At 64.1% G+C, this 18,306-nt stretch carries 17 protein-coding genes; 3 read left to right on the forward strand and 14 right to left on the reverse strand.

Annotated features, from left to right (window positions below):
* Positions 1-16: 16 nt before the first annotated feature.
* The 3 genes from QOL79_RS05535 to QOL79_RS05545 are packed head-to-tail and all read right to left on the reverse strand — an operon-like array spanning position 17 to position 1,814.
* Complete coding sequence (locus QOL79_RS05535) at positions 17-541, reverse strand: group I truncated hemoglobin (RefSeq protein ID WP_283418916.1); 525 nt, start codon at positions 539-541, stop codon at positions 17-19.
* A gap of 10 nt (positions 542-551) precedes the next feature.
* Positions 552-905, reverse strand: a complete 354-nt coding sequence (locus tag QOL79_RS05540; RefSeq protein WP_283418917.1) for a DUF3034 family protein — start codon at positions 903-905, stop codon at positions 552-554.
* A gap of 6 nt (positions 906-911) precedes the next feature.
* Entirely contained in the window at positions 912-1,814 is a 903-nt protein-coding gene (locus QOL79_RS05545) for a LysR family transcriptional regulator (RefSeq protein WP_283418918.1), read from the reverse strand.
* A 99-nt stretch (positions 1,815-1,913) separates the two neighbouring features.
* Here QOL79_RS05545 and QOL79_RS05550 point away from each other — a divergent pair, with 99 nt between their 5' ends.
* Complete coding sequence (locus tag QOL79_RS05550) at positions 1,914-2,288, forward strand: nuclear transport factor 2 family protein (RefSeq protein WP_283418919.1); 375 nt, start codon at positions 1,914-1,916, stop codon at positions 2,286-2,288.
* On the forward strand, positions 2,285-2,542 hold the full coding sequence (locus tag QOL79_RS19575; protein WP_283418920.1) for an SDR family oxidoreductase: 258 nt from the start codon (positions 2,285-2,287) through the stop codon (positions 2,540-2,542). The genes QOL79_RS05550 and QOL79_RS19575 overlap by 4 nt, the downstream gene beginning before the upstream one ends.
* A gap of 510 nt (positions 2,543-3,052) precedes the next feature.
* On the opposite strand, the gene guaA is transcribed toward QOL79_RS19575, so the two are convergent.
* Entirely contained in the window at positions 3,053-4,639 is a 1,587-nt protein-coding gene (gene guaA, locus QOL79_RS05560; RefSeq protein WP_283418921.1) for a glutamine-hydrolyzing GMP synthase, read from the reverse strand.
* 195 nt (positions 4,640-4,834) lie between these two features.
* On the opposite strand from guaA, the gene QOL79_RS05565 reads away from it, so the two are divergent.
* Positions 4,835-7,240: a TonB-dependent receptor gene (locus QOL79_RS05565; RefSeq protein WP_283418922.1), complete on the forward strand. Its 2,406-nt coding sequence runs from the start codon at positions 4,835-4,837 to the stop codon at positions 7,238-7,240.
* A gap of 10 nt (positions 7,241-7,250) precedes the next feature.
* On the opposite strand, the gene QOL79_RS05570 is transcribed toward QOL79_RS05565, so the two are convergent.
* The 10 genes from QOL79_RS05570 to QOL79_RS05615 form a co-directional block, all read right to left on the reverse strand.
* Positions 7,251-8,306 carry a glycosyltransferase family 4 protein gene (locus tag QOL79_RS05570; protein ID WP_283418923.1) on the reverse strand — a complete coding sequence of 352 codons (1,056 nt, stop codon included), beginning with the start codon at positions 8,304-8,306 and terminating at the stop codon, positions 7,251-7,253.
* A gap of 10 nt (positions 8,307-8,316) precedes the next feature.
* Positions 8,317-9,198: a UDP-2,3-diacylglucosamine diphosphatase gene (locus tag QOL79_RS05575; RefSeq protein WP_058455401.1), complete on the reverse strand. Its 882-nt coding sequence runs from the start codon at positions 9,196-9,198 to the stop codon at positions 8,317-8,319.
* 152 nt (positions 9,199-9,350) lie between these two features.
* Positions 9,351-10,790 carry an aldehyde dehydrogenase family protein gene (locus QOL79_RS05580; RefSeq protein ID WP_283418924.1) on the reverse strand — a complete coding sequence of 480 codons (1,440 nt, stop codon included), beginning with the start codon at positions 10,788-10,790 and terminating at the stop codon, positions 9,351-9,353.
* A 55-nt stretch (positions 10,791-10,845) separates the two neighbouring features.
* Positions 10,846-11,139, reverse strand: coding sequence for a GIY-YIG nuclease family protein (locus tag QOL79_RS05585; protein ID WP_283418925.1), 294 nt, complete (start codon positions 11,137-11,139; stop codon positions 10,846-10,848).
* Between the two features lie 60 nt (positions 11,140-11,199).
* A complete protein-coding gene (locus QOL79_RS05590; RefSeq protein WP_283418926.1) occupies positions 11,200-12,846 on the reverse strand; it encodes an acetolactate synthase large subunit in 1,647 nt (548 codons plus the stop codon).
* 193 nt (positions 12,847-13,039) lie between these two features.
* Complete coding sequence (gene cobT, locus QOL79_RS05595) at positions 13,040-14,863, reverse strand: cobaltochelatase subunit CobT (protein WP_058455398.1); 1,824 nt, start codon at positions 14,861-14,863, stop codon at positions 13,040-13,042.
* A 61-nt stretch (positions 14,864-14,924) separates the two neighbouring features.
* Complete coding sequence (locus QOL79_RS05600; protein WP_082657736.1) at positions 14,925-16,115, reverse strand: alpha/beta hydrolase; 1,191 nt, start codon at positions 16,113-16,115, stop codon at positions 14,925-14,927.
* On the reverse strand, positions 16,115-17,104 hold the full coding sequence (cobS, locus tag QOL79_RS05605) for a cobaltochelatase subunit CobS (RefSeq protein WP_058455396.1): 990 nt from the start codon (positions 17,102-17,104) through the stop codon (positions 16,115-16,117). Before cobS ends, QOL79_RS05600 begins: the two co-directional genes overlap by 1 nt.
* A gap of 107 nt (positions 17,105-17,211) precedes the next feature.
* Positions 17,212-17,649 (reverse strand): ester cyclase, encoded by a 438-nt coding sequence (locus QOL79_RS05610; protein WP_058455395.1) that lies wholly within the window; start codon positions 17,647-17,649, stop codon positions 17,212-17,214.
* Between the two features lie 11 nt (positions 17,650-17,660).
* Entirely contained in the window at positions 17,661-18,254 is a 594-nt protein-coding gene (locus QOL79_RS05615; RefSeq protein WP_058455394.1) for a J domain-containing protein, read from the reverse strand.
* Positions 18,255-18,306 lie beyond the last annotated feature (52 nt).

Consider the following 18,306-nt stretch of genomic DNA (forward strand, 5'->3'; position numbering starts at 1 on the left):
CGGTCCTTGCGCGGATCTACCGCACGATTACGTCCCCCGACATCGGCGCCAGCTTGCTCAGGAACCGGTTCTGCGCGGTGAAGGCGATGTCTTCCTCGCGCATCGCGGCCTGCAGATTTTCCACCAGCGCGTTCATGTCGCGCATCCGGATGCCCAGATCCTTGTGCGATGCCGCCATGTCGCGGCCGCTGTAATCGCACCCGGCGTTCAGGATATAACAGAATTGTTCGAACAAGGTGCGTTTCAGCCGGACCATGTCGTGCGACACAAAGATTGCGGCGATGCGCGGATCGGCTTCCGACAATTCGACCGTGCGGCTGGCGATGCGGCGGATGCCGTCCTGTCCGCCAAAGGCCTCGGCCATCGCGGTGCCGGCAAAGGGCGTTGCGCCCGCATTGCGATTGTCCCGAACATAAGGGTCGACCGGCAATTCGCCGGTGACCGGGTCGCGCTGCTTTTCCTCGACACCGAATTCCTTGTCCCAATCGGTGGGCGGTTCGGCGGCGGGTTGCAGGAGCAGGGTGGCAGCGATCAGAAACATGGCGGACCCCTTAAAACGCGAGCTGGGCGGACAGGAATCCGCCGCGCTGCTTGTCGAAGGTGGCGATCGAGCCGAGATCGACATAAGCCGCGGTAACGGTAAGATTCCTTGTCAGCGCATAGGCCGCGAACAGATCCCACCAATCATTCTCGCGTGCGATCGCCAGATTGTCGGGCTTGGTGCGATATTCGCCGCCGATCACTGCGCGGCGCGACAGCTGATAGGCGACTGACCCTTCGAACTGCACCGAATGCTTGTCGTTGCCCGCGGTTCCGAAGCCGAGCAGCCCGCAGCTTCCCGACTCTTGGGGAACGGCGGTCATCGTGAATGGTGCGTTGAGACCCGACCGTATCAACTTGGCCAAGCGCCCCTAATTCTTCTTCCCCAATTCGCGTGCGAGCAAAAGAAATGCGGAGAGGCCGGCTGAAGGGTGACGCCTCCCGGGGTAATATAGGCAAAGCCCGGGGAAGGGCGGCGTCCAGTCTGCGAGCAGGCGGACGAGTGTCCCTTTCTTGATATCTTGGAGGACGTCCTGTTCGAAAAAGAAGCCGATGCCCAGGCCGGCCCGGACCGCGGCAAGGGATAGCGGAAGGTCATCGAAGGTCATGGGCCCGCTCACCTCGACCTGCGCCGTGTCGCCGCCTTTTGCGAAATGCCAGCGGTAGAGCGAGCCATCGGGGAGGCGAACGCGGATGCAGGCGTGGCCGGCAAGATCGGTCGGTATCGACGGATGCGGTCGCTCGGCCAGATAGGCAGGTGAGGCGACGACGGCAAAGCGCTGGGCCTCGCCGAGGGACAGCGCGATCATGTCGGACGGCACAAGGGAGGCGACGCGAACGCCCAGATCGAAACCTTCGGCGACGATATCGCGCAGCTGCCCTTCGGTCACCAGATCGACATGCATGTCGGGGTAGCGGCGGGCATATGCGAGGATAAGATCGGTGAAGACGGGCGAGCGCGCGGCGAAGGGTGGCGCGTTGATGCGCAGTATGCCCGTCGGCGTCCCGCGGCGCTCGCGCACGATCTCGATGGCGTCGCGGACATCCTGAAGGGAGGGGCCGAGGCGATCGACGAAGATCCGTCCAGCGTCGGTCAGTGCCACGCTCCGCGTCGTCCGGTTGAACAGCCGCACCCCAAGCTCGGCTTCGATCCGCGCAATCATATGGCTGAGCGCGGTCGTCGACATGTCCAGATCGATGGCCGCCTGCCGGAAGGATGCCCGCCGCGCCACAGCGATCACGGCATCAAAATCTCGAAGCGCCAATCGGTTCATTATCCCGAATCCCTCATCATATCATCCAACATTGACCTACTTATTCGCACAATGTTCGAGCACTAATTAGGGGGCAAGCCAAACCGAAGGAGACACGAGATGCAGACCAGTGCCCACGACAATCAGCGCGGCGGCGCCGAAGCGCTTCTCGCCGCGTTGCCGAAACCCATCGCCGATTATATAGAGGCCAACGCACGGCTCGACGTTGACGCCATGCTGAAGCCTTTTGCCGCCGATGCGGTGCTCTTCGACATCGGGCGTCCGCACGCGGGCCAAGCAGCACTCCGGACCTTGTTCGAACAGGAAGTCGTGGCCGTGAAAGCAATCTTCACGCCGGACAGCCTCCGCCATGAAGACGGCAAGGTTGTCGTCGAAGGGCCCGCCCATGGCCACTTCAAAGGCAGCCCGATCCGCTTCACCTACGCCTTTGCGCTCGAAAACGAGACTATCAAGACGCTGGAGATCACGCTGTGAGCATCCAGGCTGATCCGAACGAATTTGGGGGGAAGCGCGTGCTCGTCAGCGGCGGAACCAAGGGTCTCGGTCGCGCCACCGTCGATCGCTTTCTCGCCGGCGGCGCCCGGGTCATCACCGCGGCCCGCGACAACCCCGAGCCCATCGGCGGTGTCAAGTTCGTCCGGGCCGACCTGACAACGGGGGTGATCTCGGTAAGAAGACTGGCTTCCAGACCGGAAGCAACTCCCGTGCGAAAATCGACCGTCGCATAGCTCGCGTGCTGTCGGCCATGGGAGCCGCTTGCAGCCATTTCTCGCCGAACTTGCCAAAGCTCTTTGCTTTCTTGATGCGCCTCTTTTCTCGCTGCTATGCAGACCGTAGTCCACACACAAAGAAAATCGTGCAGCGGGGATTGACCAGCACATACGTGCCATCACGGTCCGAGACCTTATATGGTTTTTCTTTTTTTTTCAAATGCTTGAGTTCTGAATCAGTTAGCATGAGACGTGCCCCGACTGAAAAATACCGTCAGCCTCAAAACGCAGCTCTCCCGCCCGAAAAACCACTGCTTTGCCGAATGTTAGAGAAAAAATGCCGCCGTGGGCTGATGTGTCCCTGACGGTATCCACGATTTCTGGAAGACACAAGGGTATCCAAGGCCGGCCCGCCAGAAACGAAGGCTGCCCACCGATTGTCGTCGATTGACATCGACAACAAAATAAATTTTCCAAATAGTTGGAATTCGAAGTTGGACATGGTTTCGGGGCTTTTCGTGCCCCGAATCATTCCCACTCGATCGTGCCCGGCGGTTTGGACGTATAGTCATAGACCACGCGGTTGATGCCTTCGACCTCGTTGATGATGCGGGTCGCGCAGCGCGACAGGAAGCTCGCGTCAAAGGGATAGATGTCCGCCGTCATGCCGTCGGTCGAGGTGACGGCGCGGAGCGCGCAGACGCTGTCGTAGGTGCGATAGTCACCCATCACGCCGACGGTGCGGACCGGGAGCAGCACCGCGAACGCCTGCCAGATCGCGTCGTATAGGCCCGCGTTGCGGATTTCCTCGAGATAGACCGCGTCGGCCTTGCGCAGGATGTCGCAGCGTTCCTTGGTCACTTCCCCGGGGATGCGGATCGCGAGGCCGGGGCCGGGGAAGGGGTGGCGGCCGACGAAGATGTCGGGCAGCCCCAGTTCCTTGCCGAGCAGGCGGACTTCATCCTTGAACAGTTCGCGCAGCGGTTCGACCAGCTTCATGTTCATGCGTTCGGGCAGACCGCCGACATTGTGGTGGCTCTTGATCGTGACGCTCGGCCCGCCAGTGAAGCTGACGCTCTCGATCACGTCGGGATAGAGCGTGCCCTGCGCGAGGAAGTCGGCGCCGCCGATCTTCTTCGCCTCTTCCTCGAACACGTTGATGAATTCGCCGCCGATGAACTTGCGCTTCGCCTCGGGGTCGGTGACGCCGGCGAGGCCGCTCATGAAGCGTTCCTCGGCGTCGACGACCACCAGCGGGATGTTGTAATGATCGCGGAACAGGCGCTCGACCTGCTCGCGCTCGTTCATGCGGAGCAGGCCGTGGTCGACGAAGACGCAGGTGAGCTGCTCGCCGATCGCCTCGTGGATCAGCACCGCCGCGACCGCGCTGTCGACGCCGCCCGACAGGCCGCAGAGGACGCGCTGGTCGCCGACCTGTTCGCGGATCTCGGCGATCTTGGTGGCGCGGAACTCGGCCATCGTCCAGTCGCCCGCGCAGCCGCAGACGTGGCGGACGAAATTGGCGATCAGCTTGGCGCCGTCGGGCGTATGGACGACCTCGGGATGGAATTGGGTGCCGTAATATCGGCGCTCATCATTGGCGATCACCGCGAAGGGGGCACCGTCGCTGACGGCGACGATGCGGAAGCCGGGCGCGAACTCGGTGACGCGGTCGCCGTGGCTCATCCACACCTGGTGGCGTTCGCCGACGCTCCACAGCCCGTCGAACAGCACGCAGGGTTCGGTGACGGTCAGGAAGGCGCGGCCGAACTCGCCGTCGCGCTCGCCGTCGACGCCGCCGGGTTCGACGCGGCCGCCGAGCTGCTGGCTCATCACCTGCTGGCCGTAGCAGATGCCAAGGACGGGAAGGCCGCTGTCGAAGACCGACTGCGGCGTGCGCGGGCTGCCGTCGGCGGGAACCGATGCGGGCGAGCCCGAGAGGATCACGCCCTTTGGCTGCATCCGCGCGAGCGCGGCTTCGGCGGCGCTGTACGGGACGATCTCGCTATAGACACCGGCTTCGCGAACGCGGCGGGCGATAAGTTGGGTGACCTGGCTGCCAAAATCGATGATCAGGATCGATTCAGGGGCGATGGGAGAGTCGGGAGTCGGCATGGCTGGCCGATAAAGAGGCGCGCCCCTGCTGTCCAGCGGTCGATATCGGTCGTTCGTGGAACGGCGATGGCCCCGACACATTGTTGCGACAATTGCGACATAGCTGAACCGCGAACAAAGAGCCGTGTCAGGCCGCGTTAAGCCCCGGCGTGGCAAGAAAAAACCAAGATAGACAAAGAACAAGGCCTCTCCCCAATGAGAAAATATCGCCTCTCCCTTTCCACGCGCGCGATCCTGCTGGCCGCAGGCGCGTCGCTGGCGATGCCCGCGATGGCGGAGGAAGAAGGAGCCGCTGCCGCCGTCGCGGTTGCCGATCAGCCCGCCGCCGATCCCGCGCCGTCGGCGGCCGACGACGATTATGACGATATCGACGGCGACGAGATCGTCGTCACCGCGCCGCGGCTTGCCGGCCAGCTCGAGACCGATATCGCGGCCGAGGCCGAACTCGATGAGGCCGCGATTGCGAGCTATGGCGTGTCCAACGTCGCCGACCTGATCACCGCGCTGGCGCCGCAGACGCGCTCGGGCCGCGGGCGCGGAAGCGGCCGACCAGTGATCCTGGTCAATGGGCGCCGTATCGGCGGCTTCGGCGAGGTGCGGAACCTGCCGCCCGAGGCGATCGCGAAGGTCGAGATTTTCCCCGAGGAAGTCGCGCTCCAATACGGCTATTCCGCCGACGAGCGCGTCGTGAACCTCGTGCTCAAGCCCAATTTCCGCCAGCTGGCGATCGAGGTCGAGGGCGGCATCCCGACGCAGGGGGGCCGCTTCCAGAGCGAGATCGAACCCAGCTTCGTCGCGATCGGCAAGAATGGCCGCGTCAATCTGAACGGCGGTTGGGAGCACAGCACGATGCTCCTCGAACGCGAGCGCGATCTGGGCGATACCGGACGCAGCCTGCTCCCCGAAACGGATACTTATTCGATCGACGGCACGATCCAGCGCAGCCTGAACAAGGTGACCGACGCGTCGCTCAACATTCGCTTCGACCAGACCGACAGCCTGTCGTTCCTGGGGCCGCGGAACGGCAATGTCGACGATCCGCTGACCCGTGACAGCCGTAGCACGAACCTGACCTCGACCGCGAGCGTCAATGGCATGCTCGGCGACTGGCGCTGGTCGCTGTCGGGCAATTATGCCGATGCCGACCAGCGCACCTTCACCGACCGCGACAGCGGCGCGCGCGACCGATTCGACAGCAGCCAACAGACCTTCGGGGGCAGCGGCAATCTGTCGGGCACGGTGACCGAGGGCTGGGCGGGGCCGATCCGCCTGTCGATGACCGGCAGCTATTCGGGCATCCGCTACGACAGCCGTTCGGACAGTTCGGGCACGATCACAACGAGCGACCTTGGCCGCGACCTGCCGAGCGTGTTCGGGTCGCTGACGATTCCGTTGCTCGATCCCGATTATGATGTGGGAAAGATCGGCACGGTGTCGCTGACCCTCAGCGGGCAGGCAGCGAATCCCAGCGATTTCCAGTCGCTGACGAGCTGGGGTGCGAACCTCAATTGGGGGATCACGAAGAATCTGTCGCTGATCGCGAGCTTCAACAGCGATGAGGCTGCGCCGGGTATCCAGCAACTCGGCGCCGCGCCGCTGGTGACACCGGCGGTCACCTATTACGACTTCGCGACCGGCCAGACGGTCGAGATCACGACGACGACGGGCGGCAATCCGTTTCTGCGCGCCGAACAGCGCCGCGACCTCAAGCTGGGGCTGAACTGGTCGCCGCCGATGGTCGACGGGCTGAATGTCTCGGTCAATTACAACCGCAACAAAAGCTATGACACGGCGAACAGCTTCCCGTTGCTGACCCCCGAAATCGAGGCGGCTTTCCCCGACCGCGTGACGCGCGATGCGAACGGCGTCCTCGTCGCGCTCGACCAGCGGCCGGTTAATTTCGACCGTACCGAAAACTCCCAGATCCGCTGGGGATTCAACTATGGCAAGAGCTTCGGCCAGTCCGCACAGGGTGGACCCGGTGCAGGGCGGCCGACTGGCGGGCCTCCCCCCGCCGGCGGCGCACCCGGCGCCGAGCGCCCGCGTGGCCCCGGCGGTCCGGGCGGCGGTGGAGGCGGCGGTTTCCGCGGTCGCGGTGGTCCCGGCCTGTTCGGCCAGCCGCAGGGCGGGCGCTGGCAGGTGTCGCTCTATCATACGATCAAGCTGACCGACACGGTGCTGATCCGTCCGGGTGTGCCCGAACTCGACCTTTTGAACGGCTCGGCAACGGGCAATGGCGGCGGCAGCAACCGCAATCTCGTCGAGCTGGACGGCGGGGTCTTCTACAAGGGGCTCGGCGCGCGCGTCAGCGCGAAATATGACAGCGGCAGCACGGTCACCGGCGGCAGCGCGGGCGACCTGAGGTTCGGCGACCTGGCGACTTTCAACCTGCGTTTCTTTGTCGATTTCAGCCAGAAACCCGAAATATCGAAGAATCTTCCTTTCCTGAAGGGCTCGCGCCTGCGGTTGTCGGTCGACAATCTGTTCGACGCCCAGCGCCGCATCACCGACGCGAACGGGCTGGTGCCCATCAACTACCAGCCGGGATATACCGACCCGCTGGGCCGCTATGTCGAGCTTGAGTGGCGCAAGTCTTTCTAGGGTTCCGACCTTAGGCGAGGCTGGGCGTCGCCATCAGCGGTTCGATTTCCGAGGTCTCGCCTGACGGGACGAAGGTCAGCGCTTGCAGGAACTGCACGGTGCAGGCTTCCCAACTGTAGCGCGCGCCGAGCGCGGCCGCGTCGGCGCGACTGCACGCAAGCGCCGTGGCGATCGCGCGATCGAGGTTTTCGTCGAGCGCCCCCGCACTGTCGCGGATAATGTCGCCGGGACCGGGAACCGGATAGGCGGCGACCGGCGTGCCGCACGACAGCGCTTCGATGACGACGAGCCCGAAGGTGTCGGTGCGGCTCGGGAAGACGAAGACGTCGGCCCCGGCATAGGCGGCCGCGAGCGTTTCGCCACCGAGCTTGCCAAGGAAGCGGGCTTCGGGATAGCGCGCCTGCAATTCGGCAAGCGCGGGACCGTCACCGACGATGACCTTCGTTCCGGGCTGCGCGGTTTCGAGGAAAGCCTCGATATTCTTTTCGACCGCGACGCGGCCGACGTAGAGCTGGATCGGCCGCTGCAAGCCGTCGAACGCGCTGAGGGGTGCGCGCTCGGGTCGGAACAGCGCATGGTCGACGCCGCGTTCCCACATCATCGTTTGCGTCAGGCCCTGCTCGGCAAGCTCGTGCGCGAGGCTGCGCGTCGCGACCATGATATGCTGCGCCGGGCGGTGGAACCAGCGGATGAAGCGCCAGACGAAGTCGGGCGACACCGGCAGCCGCGCCGCGACATATTCGGGGAAGCGCGTGTGATAGGCGGTCGTGAAGGGAAAATGATTCTGCAGGCACCAGCGCCGCGCCGCGAGGCCCAGCGGTCCTTCGGTCGAGATGTGGATCGCCTGCGGGGCGAAGGCACGGATGCGCCGGCCGACCGCGCGCCGTCCTGCGAAGGCCAAGCGGATTTCGCCATAGGTCGGGCAGGGGATCGAGCGGAACAGGTCCGGCGAGATCACGCCCACCTCATGCCCCTTGGCGCCAAGTTCGCCGATCGTCGCCTGCAATGTCCGGACGACGCCGTTGACTTGCGGCGCCCAAGCGTCGGTGACGATCAGGATTCTCACGCGGCGCGCCTCAGGCCGCCTTGGCCGGTGCGGGCAGCGACAGTTGCGCGGGGGTGTTGCGCGCCGCGACTTCCTGCGCCCAGTGCAGGATTTCCATGCGTCCGTCGTGGTGCTCGACCAGCGCGGTGCATCCCTCGACCCAGTCGCCGTCGTTATAGTAGTTGACGCCTTCGATCTCGCGCATCTCGGCGCTGTGGATGTGGCCGCAGACGACCCCGTCGACCCCGCGGGCGCGGGCCGCGTGCGCCACGACTTCCTCATAATGGCCGATGAACTGGACCGCGTTCTTGACCTTGTGCTTTGCGACCATCGACAGCGACCAATAGGGCAGGCCGAGCTTGTGGCGCACCCAGTTCACCACGACGTTGCACTTCATCAGCCCCGTGTAGGCGGCGTCGCCAACGAAGGCGAGCCAGCGATGCGCAAGCATCACCGCGTCGAATTCGTCGCCATGGACGATCAGCAGCTTCTTGCCGTCGGCGGTCTCGTGGACAGCCTCGCGGCGGATCTCGACGCCGCCGAAGTCGAAGCCGTCAAAGGGTCGGACCATCTCGTCGTGGTTTCCAGGGACATAGACGACGCGCGTGCCGCGCTTTGCGCGCTTCAGCACGCGCCAGACGACGTCATTATGCTCGGGCGGCCAGAAGTGGCGCTTCTTGAGCCGCCAGCCGTCGATGATATCACCAACCAGGTACAGCGTCTCGCAATCGACATGGTCGAAAAAGTCGATCAGCAGCGGCGCGTTGCAGCCGCGCGTGCCGAGGTGGATATCGCTGACCCACACGGTGCGATAGCTTCGCCGTTCGCCGATCACGCGTTCCGGAATATGGGGATCGGTGGTGAAGGGGTCGGCAAAACGGGCGGGGATCGGCAGGGTCGAGATCGAGGCCATGTCGTACTCCGTAAGCAGCCTTGGCTGCCCACGGCCTAGACAGGAGTTTTGTTACAGCGTGCGCGGCGAACCCGCGACAAAATGATGAAAGTTCGACTTCAGTTCGATGACGTTGCCGATTTGACACATATGACGGCAAGTTTCTGTGCCAATCAGGTTCGCCGGATCACCAAATTCCTGATTTCGCTCATGTCTTCCATCGCAAAACGCACGCCCTCGCGGCCGAGCCCCGAATCCTTCACGCCGCCATAGGGCATGTTGTCGACGCGGTAGGAGGAGACGTCATTGACGACGATGCCGCCGACGTCGAGATGGTCCCACGCCTCGAGTATCTTATGGATATCGCGCGTGAAAATGCCCGCCTGCAGGCCGAACTTGCTGTCGTTGACCTCGGCGAGTGCCTCCTCCCACTGCGCGAATTTCGACAGGACGACGACCGGGCCGAAAGCCTCTTCGCGAACGACGTCGGTGTCCTCGGGGACATTCTCCAGCAGCGTTGCCTCGAGCATGTTGCCCTCGCATCCGCCGCCCGCGAGCAAGGTCGCGCCCGCCGCCACCGCGGCGTCGATCCAGCCTTTCAGGCGCAGTGCTTCCTTCGCCGAGATCATCGGTCCGATGAAGGTATCGCGCAGCTTCGGATCGCCCGATTTCAGCGTCTTGACCTTCGCGGTCAGCATGTCGCGGAAGCGGTCGTAGATGTCCTCGTGAATGATCGTGCGCTGGACATGGATGCAGCTTTGCCCAGACTGATAATAGCCGCCGAAGATGATCCGCGCGAGCGCATGGTCGAGGTCGGCGTCCTTGTCGACGATCACCGCGGCATTCCCGCCGAGCTCAAGCACGACCTTCTTCTTGCCCGCCTTGGCTTTGAGATCCCAACCGACGCCTGGCGAACCGGTGAAGCTGAGCAGTTTCAGTCGTTCGTCGGTCGTGAACAGGTCGGCACCGTCGCGGCTTGCGGGCAGGATGCTGAACGCACCCTCGGGCAATATGTCGCATTCGGCGAGGACCTCGCCCATGATGATCGCGCCGAGCGGGGTCATCGACGCGGGCTTCATCACGAAGGGGCAGCCGATCGCGATCGCCGGCGCGATCTTGTGCGCCGCGAGATTGAGCGGGAAGTTAAACGGCGAAATGAAGCTGCACGGGCCGATCGGCACGCGCTTCCACATTCCCATATAGCCCTTGGCGCGCGGCGAAATGTCGAGCGGTTGGATCTCGCCATAATTGCGTACCGCTTCCTCGGCGGCGATACGGAAGGTATCGATCAGGCGCCCGACCTCGCCCTCGGCATCGGCGATCGGCTTGCCCGCCTCGACGCACAGCGCATAGGCGAGTTCGTCGAACCGCTCCTGAAAGCGCGCGACGCAATGGGCGAGCACATCGCGCCTTTCGAAGCTCGCGAGCCGCGCCATCGGCTCGGCGGCGCGGACGGCACCCGCGATCGCTTCGTCGATCACGTCCGGGGTCGCGAGCGCGGTACGGAACGCGACCTCGCCGGTGAACTTGTCGATCACCGCAAGGTCGGTGTTCGGCTGCACCGCCTTATTGTTGAGGTAGAGCGGATAGACGTTTTTCAACTTCACAATCATTCTCCAACGCTCGCCAATGCTGTCATCCCCGCGAAAGCGGGGACCCAGAGCGGCATCAACCGTTCAGTCGATCGTACAGATCGAGCCATTGCGGATTGCCCCGTTCGATCAATTCCAGTTTCCACGCTCGCCGCCACTTTTTTATAGATTTTTCGCGAGCTATCGCGTCGTTCACATCGGCAAAGGCTTCGGCATGGACAAGCCGATCGACCTCATATTTCGCTGCAAATTTCGAACCGGCGCCATTTCTATGCTGCCATACTCGTTGTGGCAGATCGCCCGTCACACCTGTGTAGAGTGTGCCGTTCCGCCCACTTGCGAGGATATAGACGTGATAGGTCTGTTCCATGTCGCTCCTGGGTCCCCGCTTTCGCGGGGATGACAAGATACAGCGGGCGGTGGGCGGCTCCTAAAGTTCCTTCGACAGCTTCTTGATGTCGATGTTGAGGATCTGGTCGTTCTCCGAATAGTCGACCGGGCAGTCGATCAGGTGCACGCCCGGCGTGTCGCGCGTGTGGGCGAGCAGTTCTTTCAGGTGCGCCGCGCTTTCGACGCGGTGGCCGTGCGCGCCATAGCTTTCGGCATATTTGACAAAATCGGGGTTCCCATAGGTCAGACCCCAATCCTTGAAACCCATGTTCGCCTGTTTCCAGCGGATCATGCCGTAACTGCTGTCGTTCAGGATCAGCACGGTCAGGTTGAGGCCGAGGCGCACCGCGGTCTCCATCTCCTGGCTGTTCATCATGAAGCCGCCGTCGCCGCAGATCGCCATGACCTTGCGGTCGGGATAGACCATCGCCGACATCATCGCCGAGGGCAGGCCGGCGCCCATCGTCGCGAGCGCGTTGTCCAGCAGCACGGTGTTGGGCTTGCACGCGGTATAGCCGCGCGCGAACCATATCTTGTACACGCCATTGTCGAGGCAGATGATCCCGTCGTCGGGCATCGCGTCGCGGATCGACTGCACCAGATGCGGCGGAAAGATCGGGAAGCGCGTATCGGCGGCGAGCGGCGCGGTATGCTCGACCTCGGCCTTGCGGAAGGCGAGCATATGGTCGAACTTCCACCCGCCGTTGGGGACGATGTCTTCCTTCATCTGCCAGACGGCATTGGCGATGTCGCCGATGACCTCGATATCGGGGAAATAGACCGGGTCGACCTCGGCGGTCTTGCTCGACACATGGATCACGGTCGGGCCGCCCTGCTTCATGAAGAAGGGCGGTTTTTCGATCACGTCGTGGCCAAGGTTGACGATACAGTCCGACGCCTCGACCGCTCGGTGGACGAAGTCGCCCGCCGACAGCGCCGCGCAGCCGAGGAATTTCGGGTGGCGCTCGTCGATCACGCCCTTGCCGAGCTGGGTCGTGAGGAACGGAATGCCGGTCTTCTCGATGAACTGCAGCAGCATGCGGCTGGTCATCGTGCGGTTTGCGCCGGCACCGATGACCAGCACCGGCGATTTCGCCTCTTCGAGCGCCTTCACCGCTTCGCGGATCGACTTCACATCGGCGTTCGGGCGGCGCGAGTGGCTGCGCTTCAGCGGCGTCGAGTCGGTGTGCTCGTCGGCGATGTCTTCGGGCAGTTCGATATGCACCGCGCCGGGCTTTTCCTCTTCGGCGAGGCGAAAGGCTTCGCGCACGCGGCTCGGGATATTGTCCGACGACGCCATCTGATGCGTATATTTGGTGATCGGCCCCATCATCGCGACGACGTCGAGGATCTGGAAGCGGCCCTGCTTCGATTTCTTGATCGGCTTCTGGCCCGTGATCATCATCATCGGCATCCCGCCCAATTGCGCATAGGCGGCGGCGGTGACGAAGTTGGTTGCGCCGGGACCGAGCGTCGCGAGACAGACGCCGGTCTTGCCGGTGTGGCGGCCATAGGTTGCGGCCATGAAGCCCGCGCCCTGTTCGTGGCGGGTCAGGATCAGCTTGATCTTCTTGGAGCGCGAGAGGCTGTCGAGAAAGTCGAGATTTTCTTCGCCCGGAACGCCGAAGATATATTCGACGCCTTCTTCCTCCAGGCACTCGATGAACAGATCGGATGCTTTTTTCACGGTCAGTCGCCCCCTCAGCCGGCACCCCCTATGGTGCGGTCCTCAGTCCGTGCCGGCGACCCTTCAGCACAATGATGATGCAGCGGTTCCCGTCGTAAGCCCCGCGAGTCCCTGCTGCTTCGGGCAAGGTTTGTAACGAGGGTATAAGGGCTTGTCACCCACCCGTGGCCACTCGTTTCGGGCAGTCGCCCGGTCAATCGATATCGAACAGGCCCGCGAGCTGCTCGACCATCGTGCCGCCGAGTTGCTCGGCGTCCATGATCGTGACGGCGCGGCTGTAGTAGCGCGTGACATCGTGCCCGATGCCGATCGCGCAAAGTTCGACCGGCGACTTTTTCTCGATCCACTCGATCACCTGGCGGAGGTGCTGGTCAAGATACGCGCCGTGGTTCACCGACAAGGTGCTGTCGTCAACCGGTGCGCCGTCGGAAATCACCATCAGGATGCGGCGTTCTTCGGGACGGTTGATGATCCGGTGGTGCGCCCACATCAGTGCCTCGCCGTCGATATTCTCCTTGAGCAGCCCTTCGCGCATCATCAGGCCGAGCGACTTGCGCGCGCGGCGATAGGGTTCGTCGGCGGGCTTGTAGATGATGTGGCGAAGGTCGTTGAGGCGGCCGGGATGCGGCGGGCGTCCGGCGGCGAGCCAGTCCTCGCGGCTCTGCCCGCCCTTCCAGGTGCGCGTTGTGAAGCCGAGAATTTCGGTCTTCACGCCGCAGCGCTCGAGCGTGCGGGCAAGGATGTCGGCGCTGATCGCCGCGATGCTGATCGGACGTCCGCGCATCGATCCCGAATTGTCGATGAGCAAAGTGACAACGGTATCGCGGAAATCGGTGTCGCGCTCGATCTTGTACGACAGCGAACTGCCCGGCGAGACGACGACGCGCGCGAGACGGGCGGCGTCGAGCTGGCCTTCCTCCTGGTCGAAGTCCCAGGCGCGGTTCTGCTGCGCCATCAAACGGCGCTGGAGGCGGTTCGCGAGCTTGGTCACCGCGCCCTGCAGATGCGTCATCTGCTGGTCGAGATAGGCGCGCAGCCGCGCCAGTTCGTCGGCGTCGCAAAGTTCTGTCGCGGCGACGATCTCGTCATGCTTTTCGGTGAAGCGGACGTAGTTGAAATCGGGAACGTCGGTCGGCAGGCGGTTGGGACGCACGGGCAGCATCCCTTCGTCGCCTTCGCCGCCCATCTCGGGCTCGCCGTCGGCTTCCATTTCCTGCGCGTCGGGGTCGCTGTCGCCATCGTCGGCCTGATCGCCCGCCATCTCGGCGCGCGCGTCGACCTGGCTCTCGCCGCTGCCGCCGTCTTCGCTTTCCTGTTCCTCCTGACTTTCCTCGGCCTCGGATTCATCCTCTTCGCCGGTGTCCTCGCTTCCTTCCTCCATCGGCTCGTCGCCATAGATGAGGTCGAGGTGACGGAGCGCGACCTTGGCGGTCTCGGCAAAGGCGGCCTGATCGTCGATCAGCATCGCCAGCGCGTCGATGTCGCCGCCCGCTTCCTTGGTGATCCATTCGCGCACCAGCGACAGCCCCGTCTCCGTGCCCTGCGGCGCCTGCTCGCCGGTCAGCGCCTCGCGCAGCAGCAGTTCGAGCGCGCTCGACACCGGCACATCATCCTTCGCCTGTGCGCGGCTGATCGGATCGCTGCGCATCCGCATGGTCAGTGAGGCAGACAGATTCTGACGCATCCCCGCCATGTTGCGCGCGCCGAGCGCCTCGATCCGCGCGCGCTCCATCGCGTCGAAAGCCGCGGCGGCGAGCGGTTCGGCGGGGCGGGCGGCGTTGTGGATCTTGTCGCTGTGATGCTTCATTCGCAGCGCATAGCTGTCGGCGAAACCGCGCGCTTCGGCCACCTGATCGCGGGGCAGGGTGCGCGACGGGGTCGGCACCTTGATCGCCTTGCCGATCTGCACCGGTGCGTCGGCGGTGAAACCGACCTCGACCTCGGGGTCGCGGGTGACCGCGCGCGCGACGCTCGACAGCGCGGCTTTCAGATCGTCGAGGGGAGATTGGGTTGCCATGTCGAGTCGAATCTAGCCAGCTTTTGCAATGGAAGGAAGAGAGGGAGGCGCACCGCCCGGCTCAATCCTCTTCGTCGCCGGGCGTGCGGCTGCACGCCGCATTGTCGTCCGGCTTGGGATCGGCGGGGTCGGGAACAAGGCGAAAGACATGCGAGAGGTGCGTCGCGACACGCTGCGGCCGTGCCGGCTTGTCGGCAATAACGTCGATGAAATCGCGGCACACGACCGCGCTGCGCAGGAAATTGCTGTGCCCCGAGGCTCCGCGCGATACATCGGTCGTGTCGATCACGGTCAGGCCCGGAACCCCTGCGGGGTAGCAGCGCTCGGGCAGACCCTTCGCCTTGAGGTCCGCCGCCTGGAACGGATCGAAGCAATAGGGGGAACCGAGCCGCGGATAGCCGTGAAGCGCCCGCGACAGCGCCAGCGCCTTGTCCTTCAGCGAGGTATAGACGGTGATCCGCCGCCCGAGCGCGACGCGGTCGGGTGCCAGCACCTCTTCGACGATGTCGCGCTCGAAAGTTTCACGGTCGACGTCAGGCGAGGCGAGGATGATGTTCGAGATATTCCCCGTGCGCTCGGCGCGGCGCGACAGCCGGTCGGCCGCCCCGATCGCCGGGATTACCAGCCGCGCGCCGAGCGAATGCGAGACGATCACGATCTCCTTCACCCACGGCTTGTCGGCAAGGCTGCGCAGGAAATCGCGGAAATTCCGCACGTCGTGGTACATGTTGGTTTCGTCGACCGCATATTTCAGCACCTCGCCCTGCGAGGGCCAGCTATATTCGACGATCGGGCCGTCGAAGCCGGTCATCCGCGCGATCTGCGCCGCGTCCTTCGACGTGGTCTCGAACGTCTCGCGATAGCCGTGAACATAGAGCAGGACGCGCCCCTGCCGCCGGTCGGTCTCCGCCTGCAACGCGCGCCACCAGTCGCCTTCGTCCTGGAACGCCATCGGCGTGCGCAACTTCGTCTTGCCGCCCACGTCGCTTTGGAGCGGCGACGCGAAACGACCGTAGCGCGCCCGGTCGCCCCGGTAACTCAGCAGGCGGACATCGTCGGTCCGGCAATCGGGAAGACGCGTCGTGACGAAGAAGAGCGGAAGCGCCTCGCCATCGATGGTCGCGCCCGCCTGGGCGGTGCAGCGCGGATCGGCGATATAGTCGGCGTGACGAACCTTGCCGTAGCCGACCGGCGAGATGCAGCCCGGTAGCGCCAGCACGGCGGCCGCCACCATCAGGTGGCGCGGACGCATCACTTGCCGACGATCCCCTCGGGCAGATCCTCGCCGAACACGCGCTGGTAATATTCGGCAACGATCATCCGCTCGGCCTCGTCGCACTTGTTGAGGAACGAGAGGCGGAAGGCGAAGCCGAGATTGTTGAAGATCGCCGCATTCTGCGCCCAGCTGATCACGGTGCGCGGCGACATGACGGTCGAGATATCGCCGTTGATGAAGCCCTGGCGGGTCAGGTCCGCGACCTTCACCATATTGGCGACGGTCGCATCGTCGGTGCCGGGAACCTTGGCGAGGATGATCGCGCTTTCGGTCGCGGCGGGCAGATAGTTCAACGTGACGACGATGTTCCAGCGGTCCATCTGGCCCTGGTTGATCTGCTGCGTCCCGTGATAGAGCCCGCTCGTGTCGCCGAGGCCGACGGTGTTGGCGGTCGCGAACAGGCGGAAATGCGGGTTCGGGCGGATCACGCGGTTCTGGTCGAGCAGGGTAAGCTTGCCCTCCGCCTCGAGCACGCGCTGGATCACGAACATCACGTCGGGACGACCCGCGTCATATTCGTCGAAAACGAGCGCGGTCGGCGTCTGCAGCGCCCAGGGGAGCAGGCCTTCGCGGAACTCGGTGACCTGCTGGCCGTCCTTGAGCACGATCGCGTCGCGGCCGACAAGGTCGATGCGGCTGATATGCGCATCGAGGTTGACGCGGATGCACGGCCATTTGAGCCGCGCCGCGACCTGTTCGATGTGGGTCGACTTGCCGGTGCCGTGATAGCCCTGGACCATGACGCGGCGGTTGAACTTGAAGCCCGCCAGGATCGCGAGTGTCGTATCGCCATCGAAGACATAGGCGGGGTCGAGATCGGGAACGCGCTCGTCGGCTTCGCTGAACGCCGGGATCTTCATGTCGATATCGACGCCGAACACCTCGCGTGCATCGACCTCGGTATCGGGCGCGGCGAGGAGCGTCGAACCGTGATGGTCGGGCAGGCTGTTCGGGATGTCGGTCATGTTCTTTGTCCAGCGATACGATAGTCAGGGAGAGTCGCCGCGGGGCGGGACTTCGCCGCCGCGGTATCGTCATGGGTTGCGCCTTGCAACGCCTTATTGGGACGTCGTCACAGCAGTCCGAGCGCCTTCATCACCGCCGACTGGTCGTAATAGGGGCGCTCGCAGACGATCTTGTCGCTGCTCGGCGCGAATTCGAAGCTGGCCGCCATGCGGATACGAAAGGCCTTGCCTGTGGGCTCGATCGTCCGGAGGCCAAGTTTCAAAGGGCCGAGGTGCGTGCCGGTCAGCCAGAACTCGACGAGGACCGTGTCAGTGTCGGCGTCGGCAGCAATCGAAATTACTTCATTCGCCTGATCGGGAAAGGGCTCGCGCGAGGTGGTGAAATAGGAACGCACCGCCGCCTCGCCATCGAAGATCGTGCCAGGGCCGAGCAATTCGTAGCGGGGATGCTCGAACGTGGCGATAACGCCATCCCAGTCGTGCGTGATTTCCAGCGCCATGTGCCGACGCACGACCTCGATCCGCGCTTCGTCGAGATCCGTCATCGATCCTCTCCCTATGCGAAAGCCTTCGTCTTCCTGAGGAGTTGATATGCCTCAACGACTTCGCCGAGTCTCGCCTCGAAACTCCGATCGCCGCCATTCCGGTCGGGATGATATTTGCGGACGAGCTCGCTGTAGCGGCGGCGGAGCGCGCTGCGGTCGGCATCCGGATTGAGGCCGAGCAACTGCATCGCGCGATGTTCCTCGCGGTTGAAGCGCGGGTCGGCCGCCTCGCGCCGCGCCTCGTCCATCCTCTGACGAAACCGCGCGCCGACGGCGTCCATCGGATCCTTGAAATCGGCCCAGCGCGGCGGCAGGTCGGCGCTGCCCGCGGGGCGGAAGGCGCGGCTTTCGGTTTCCCAGCCCGCGGTCGGCGACTGGGCCGCCATGATCTGATCGGCCGTCATGCCCTCGAAGAAATTATAGCCCGCGTTGAACTCGCGAACATGGTCGAGGCAGAGGTAGCGGTAAGGCGGGGGGCCGTCGGGCGAGCGGTGCGAGGAAACCGGCGCGCGAAATTCGCCGGCTTCGCGGCAGCCGGGAACGGCGCAGGGGGCGTCGCGCGGAATGCGGCCGTGGAATCGGGGGGAGCGGGCGGAAGACGGCACAAGGGGCTTTCGGAAACGGGGGTGGGAACCTGTCCTTCGGGAGGTCTTATAA

The sequence above is a fragment of the Sphingopyxis sp. Geo48 genome, assembly GCF_949769155.1.
Taxonomy (GTDB): Bacteria; Pseudomonadota; Alphaproteobacteria; order Sphingomonadales; family Sphingomonadaceae; genus Sphingopyxis.

Bases quoted from the DNA above. Each gene is read 5' to 3' on its own strand.
- QOL79_RS05535 (WP_283418916.1), bottom strand. From the start codon at position 541: ATGTTTCTGATCGCTGCCACCCTGCTCCTGCAACCCGCCGCCGAACCG.
- QOL79_RS05545 (WP_283418918.1), bottom strand. From the start codon at position 1,814: ATGAACCGATTGGCGCTTCGAGATTTTGATGCCGTGATCGCTGTGGCG.
- QOL79_RS05550 (WP_283418919.1), top strand. From the start codon at position 1,914: ATGCAGACCAGTGCCCACGACAATCAGCGCGGCGGCGCCGAAGCGCTT.
- guaA (WP_283418921.1), bottom strand. From the start codon at position 4,639: ATGCCGACTCCCGACTCTCCCATCGCCCCTGAATCGATCCTGATCATC.
- QOL79_RS05565 (WP_283418922.1), top strand. From the start codon at position 4,835: ATGAGAAAATATCGCCTCTCCCTTTCCACGCGCGCGATCCTGCTGGCC.
- QOL79_RS05575 (WP_058455401.1), bottom strand. From the start codon at position 9,198: ATGGCCTCGATCTCGACCCTGCCGATCCCCGCCCGTTTTGCCGACCCC.
- QOL79_RS05580 (WP_283418924.1), bottom strand. From the start codon at position 10,790: ATGATTGTGAAGTTGAAAAACGTCTATCCGCTCTACCTCAACAATAAG.
- QOL79_RS05585 (WP_283418925.1), bottom strand. From the start codon at position 11,139: ATGGAACAGACCTATCACGTCTATATCCTCGCAAGTGGGCGGAACGGC.
- cobT (WP_058455398.1), bottom strand. From the start codon at position 14,863: ATGGCAACCCAATCTCCCCTCGACGATCTGAAAGCCGCGCTGTCGAGC.
- QOL79_RS05600 (WP_082657736.1), bottom strand. From the start codon at position 16,115: ATGCGTCCGCGCCACCTGATGGTGGCGGCCGCCGTGCTGGCGCTACCG.
- cobS (WP_058455396.1), bottom strand. From the start codon at position 17,104: ATGACCGACATCCCGAACAGCCTGCCCGACCATCACGGTTCGACGCTC.
- QOL79_RS05610 (WP_058455395.1), bottom strand. From the start codon at position 17,649: ATGACGGATCTCGACGAAGCGCGGATCGAGGTCGTGCGTCGGCACATG.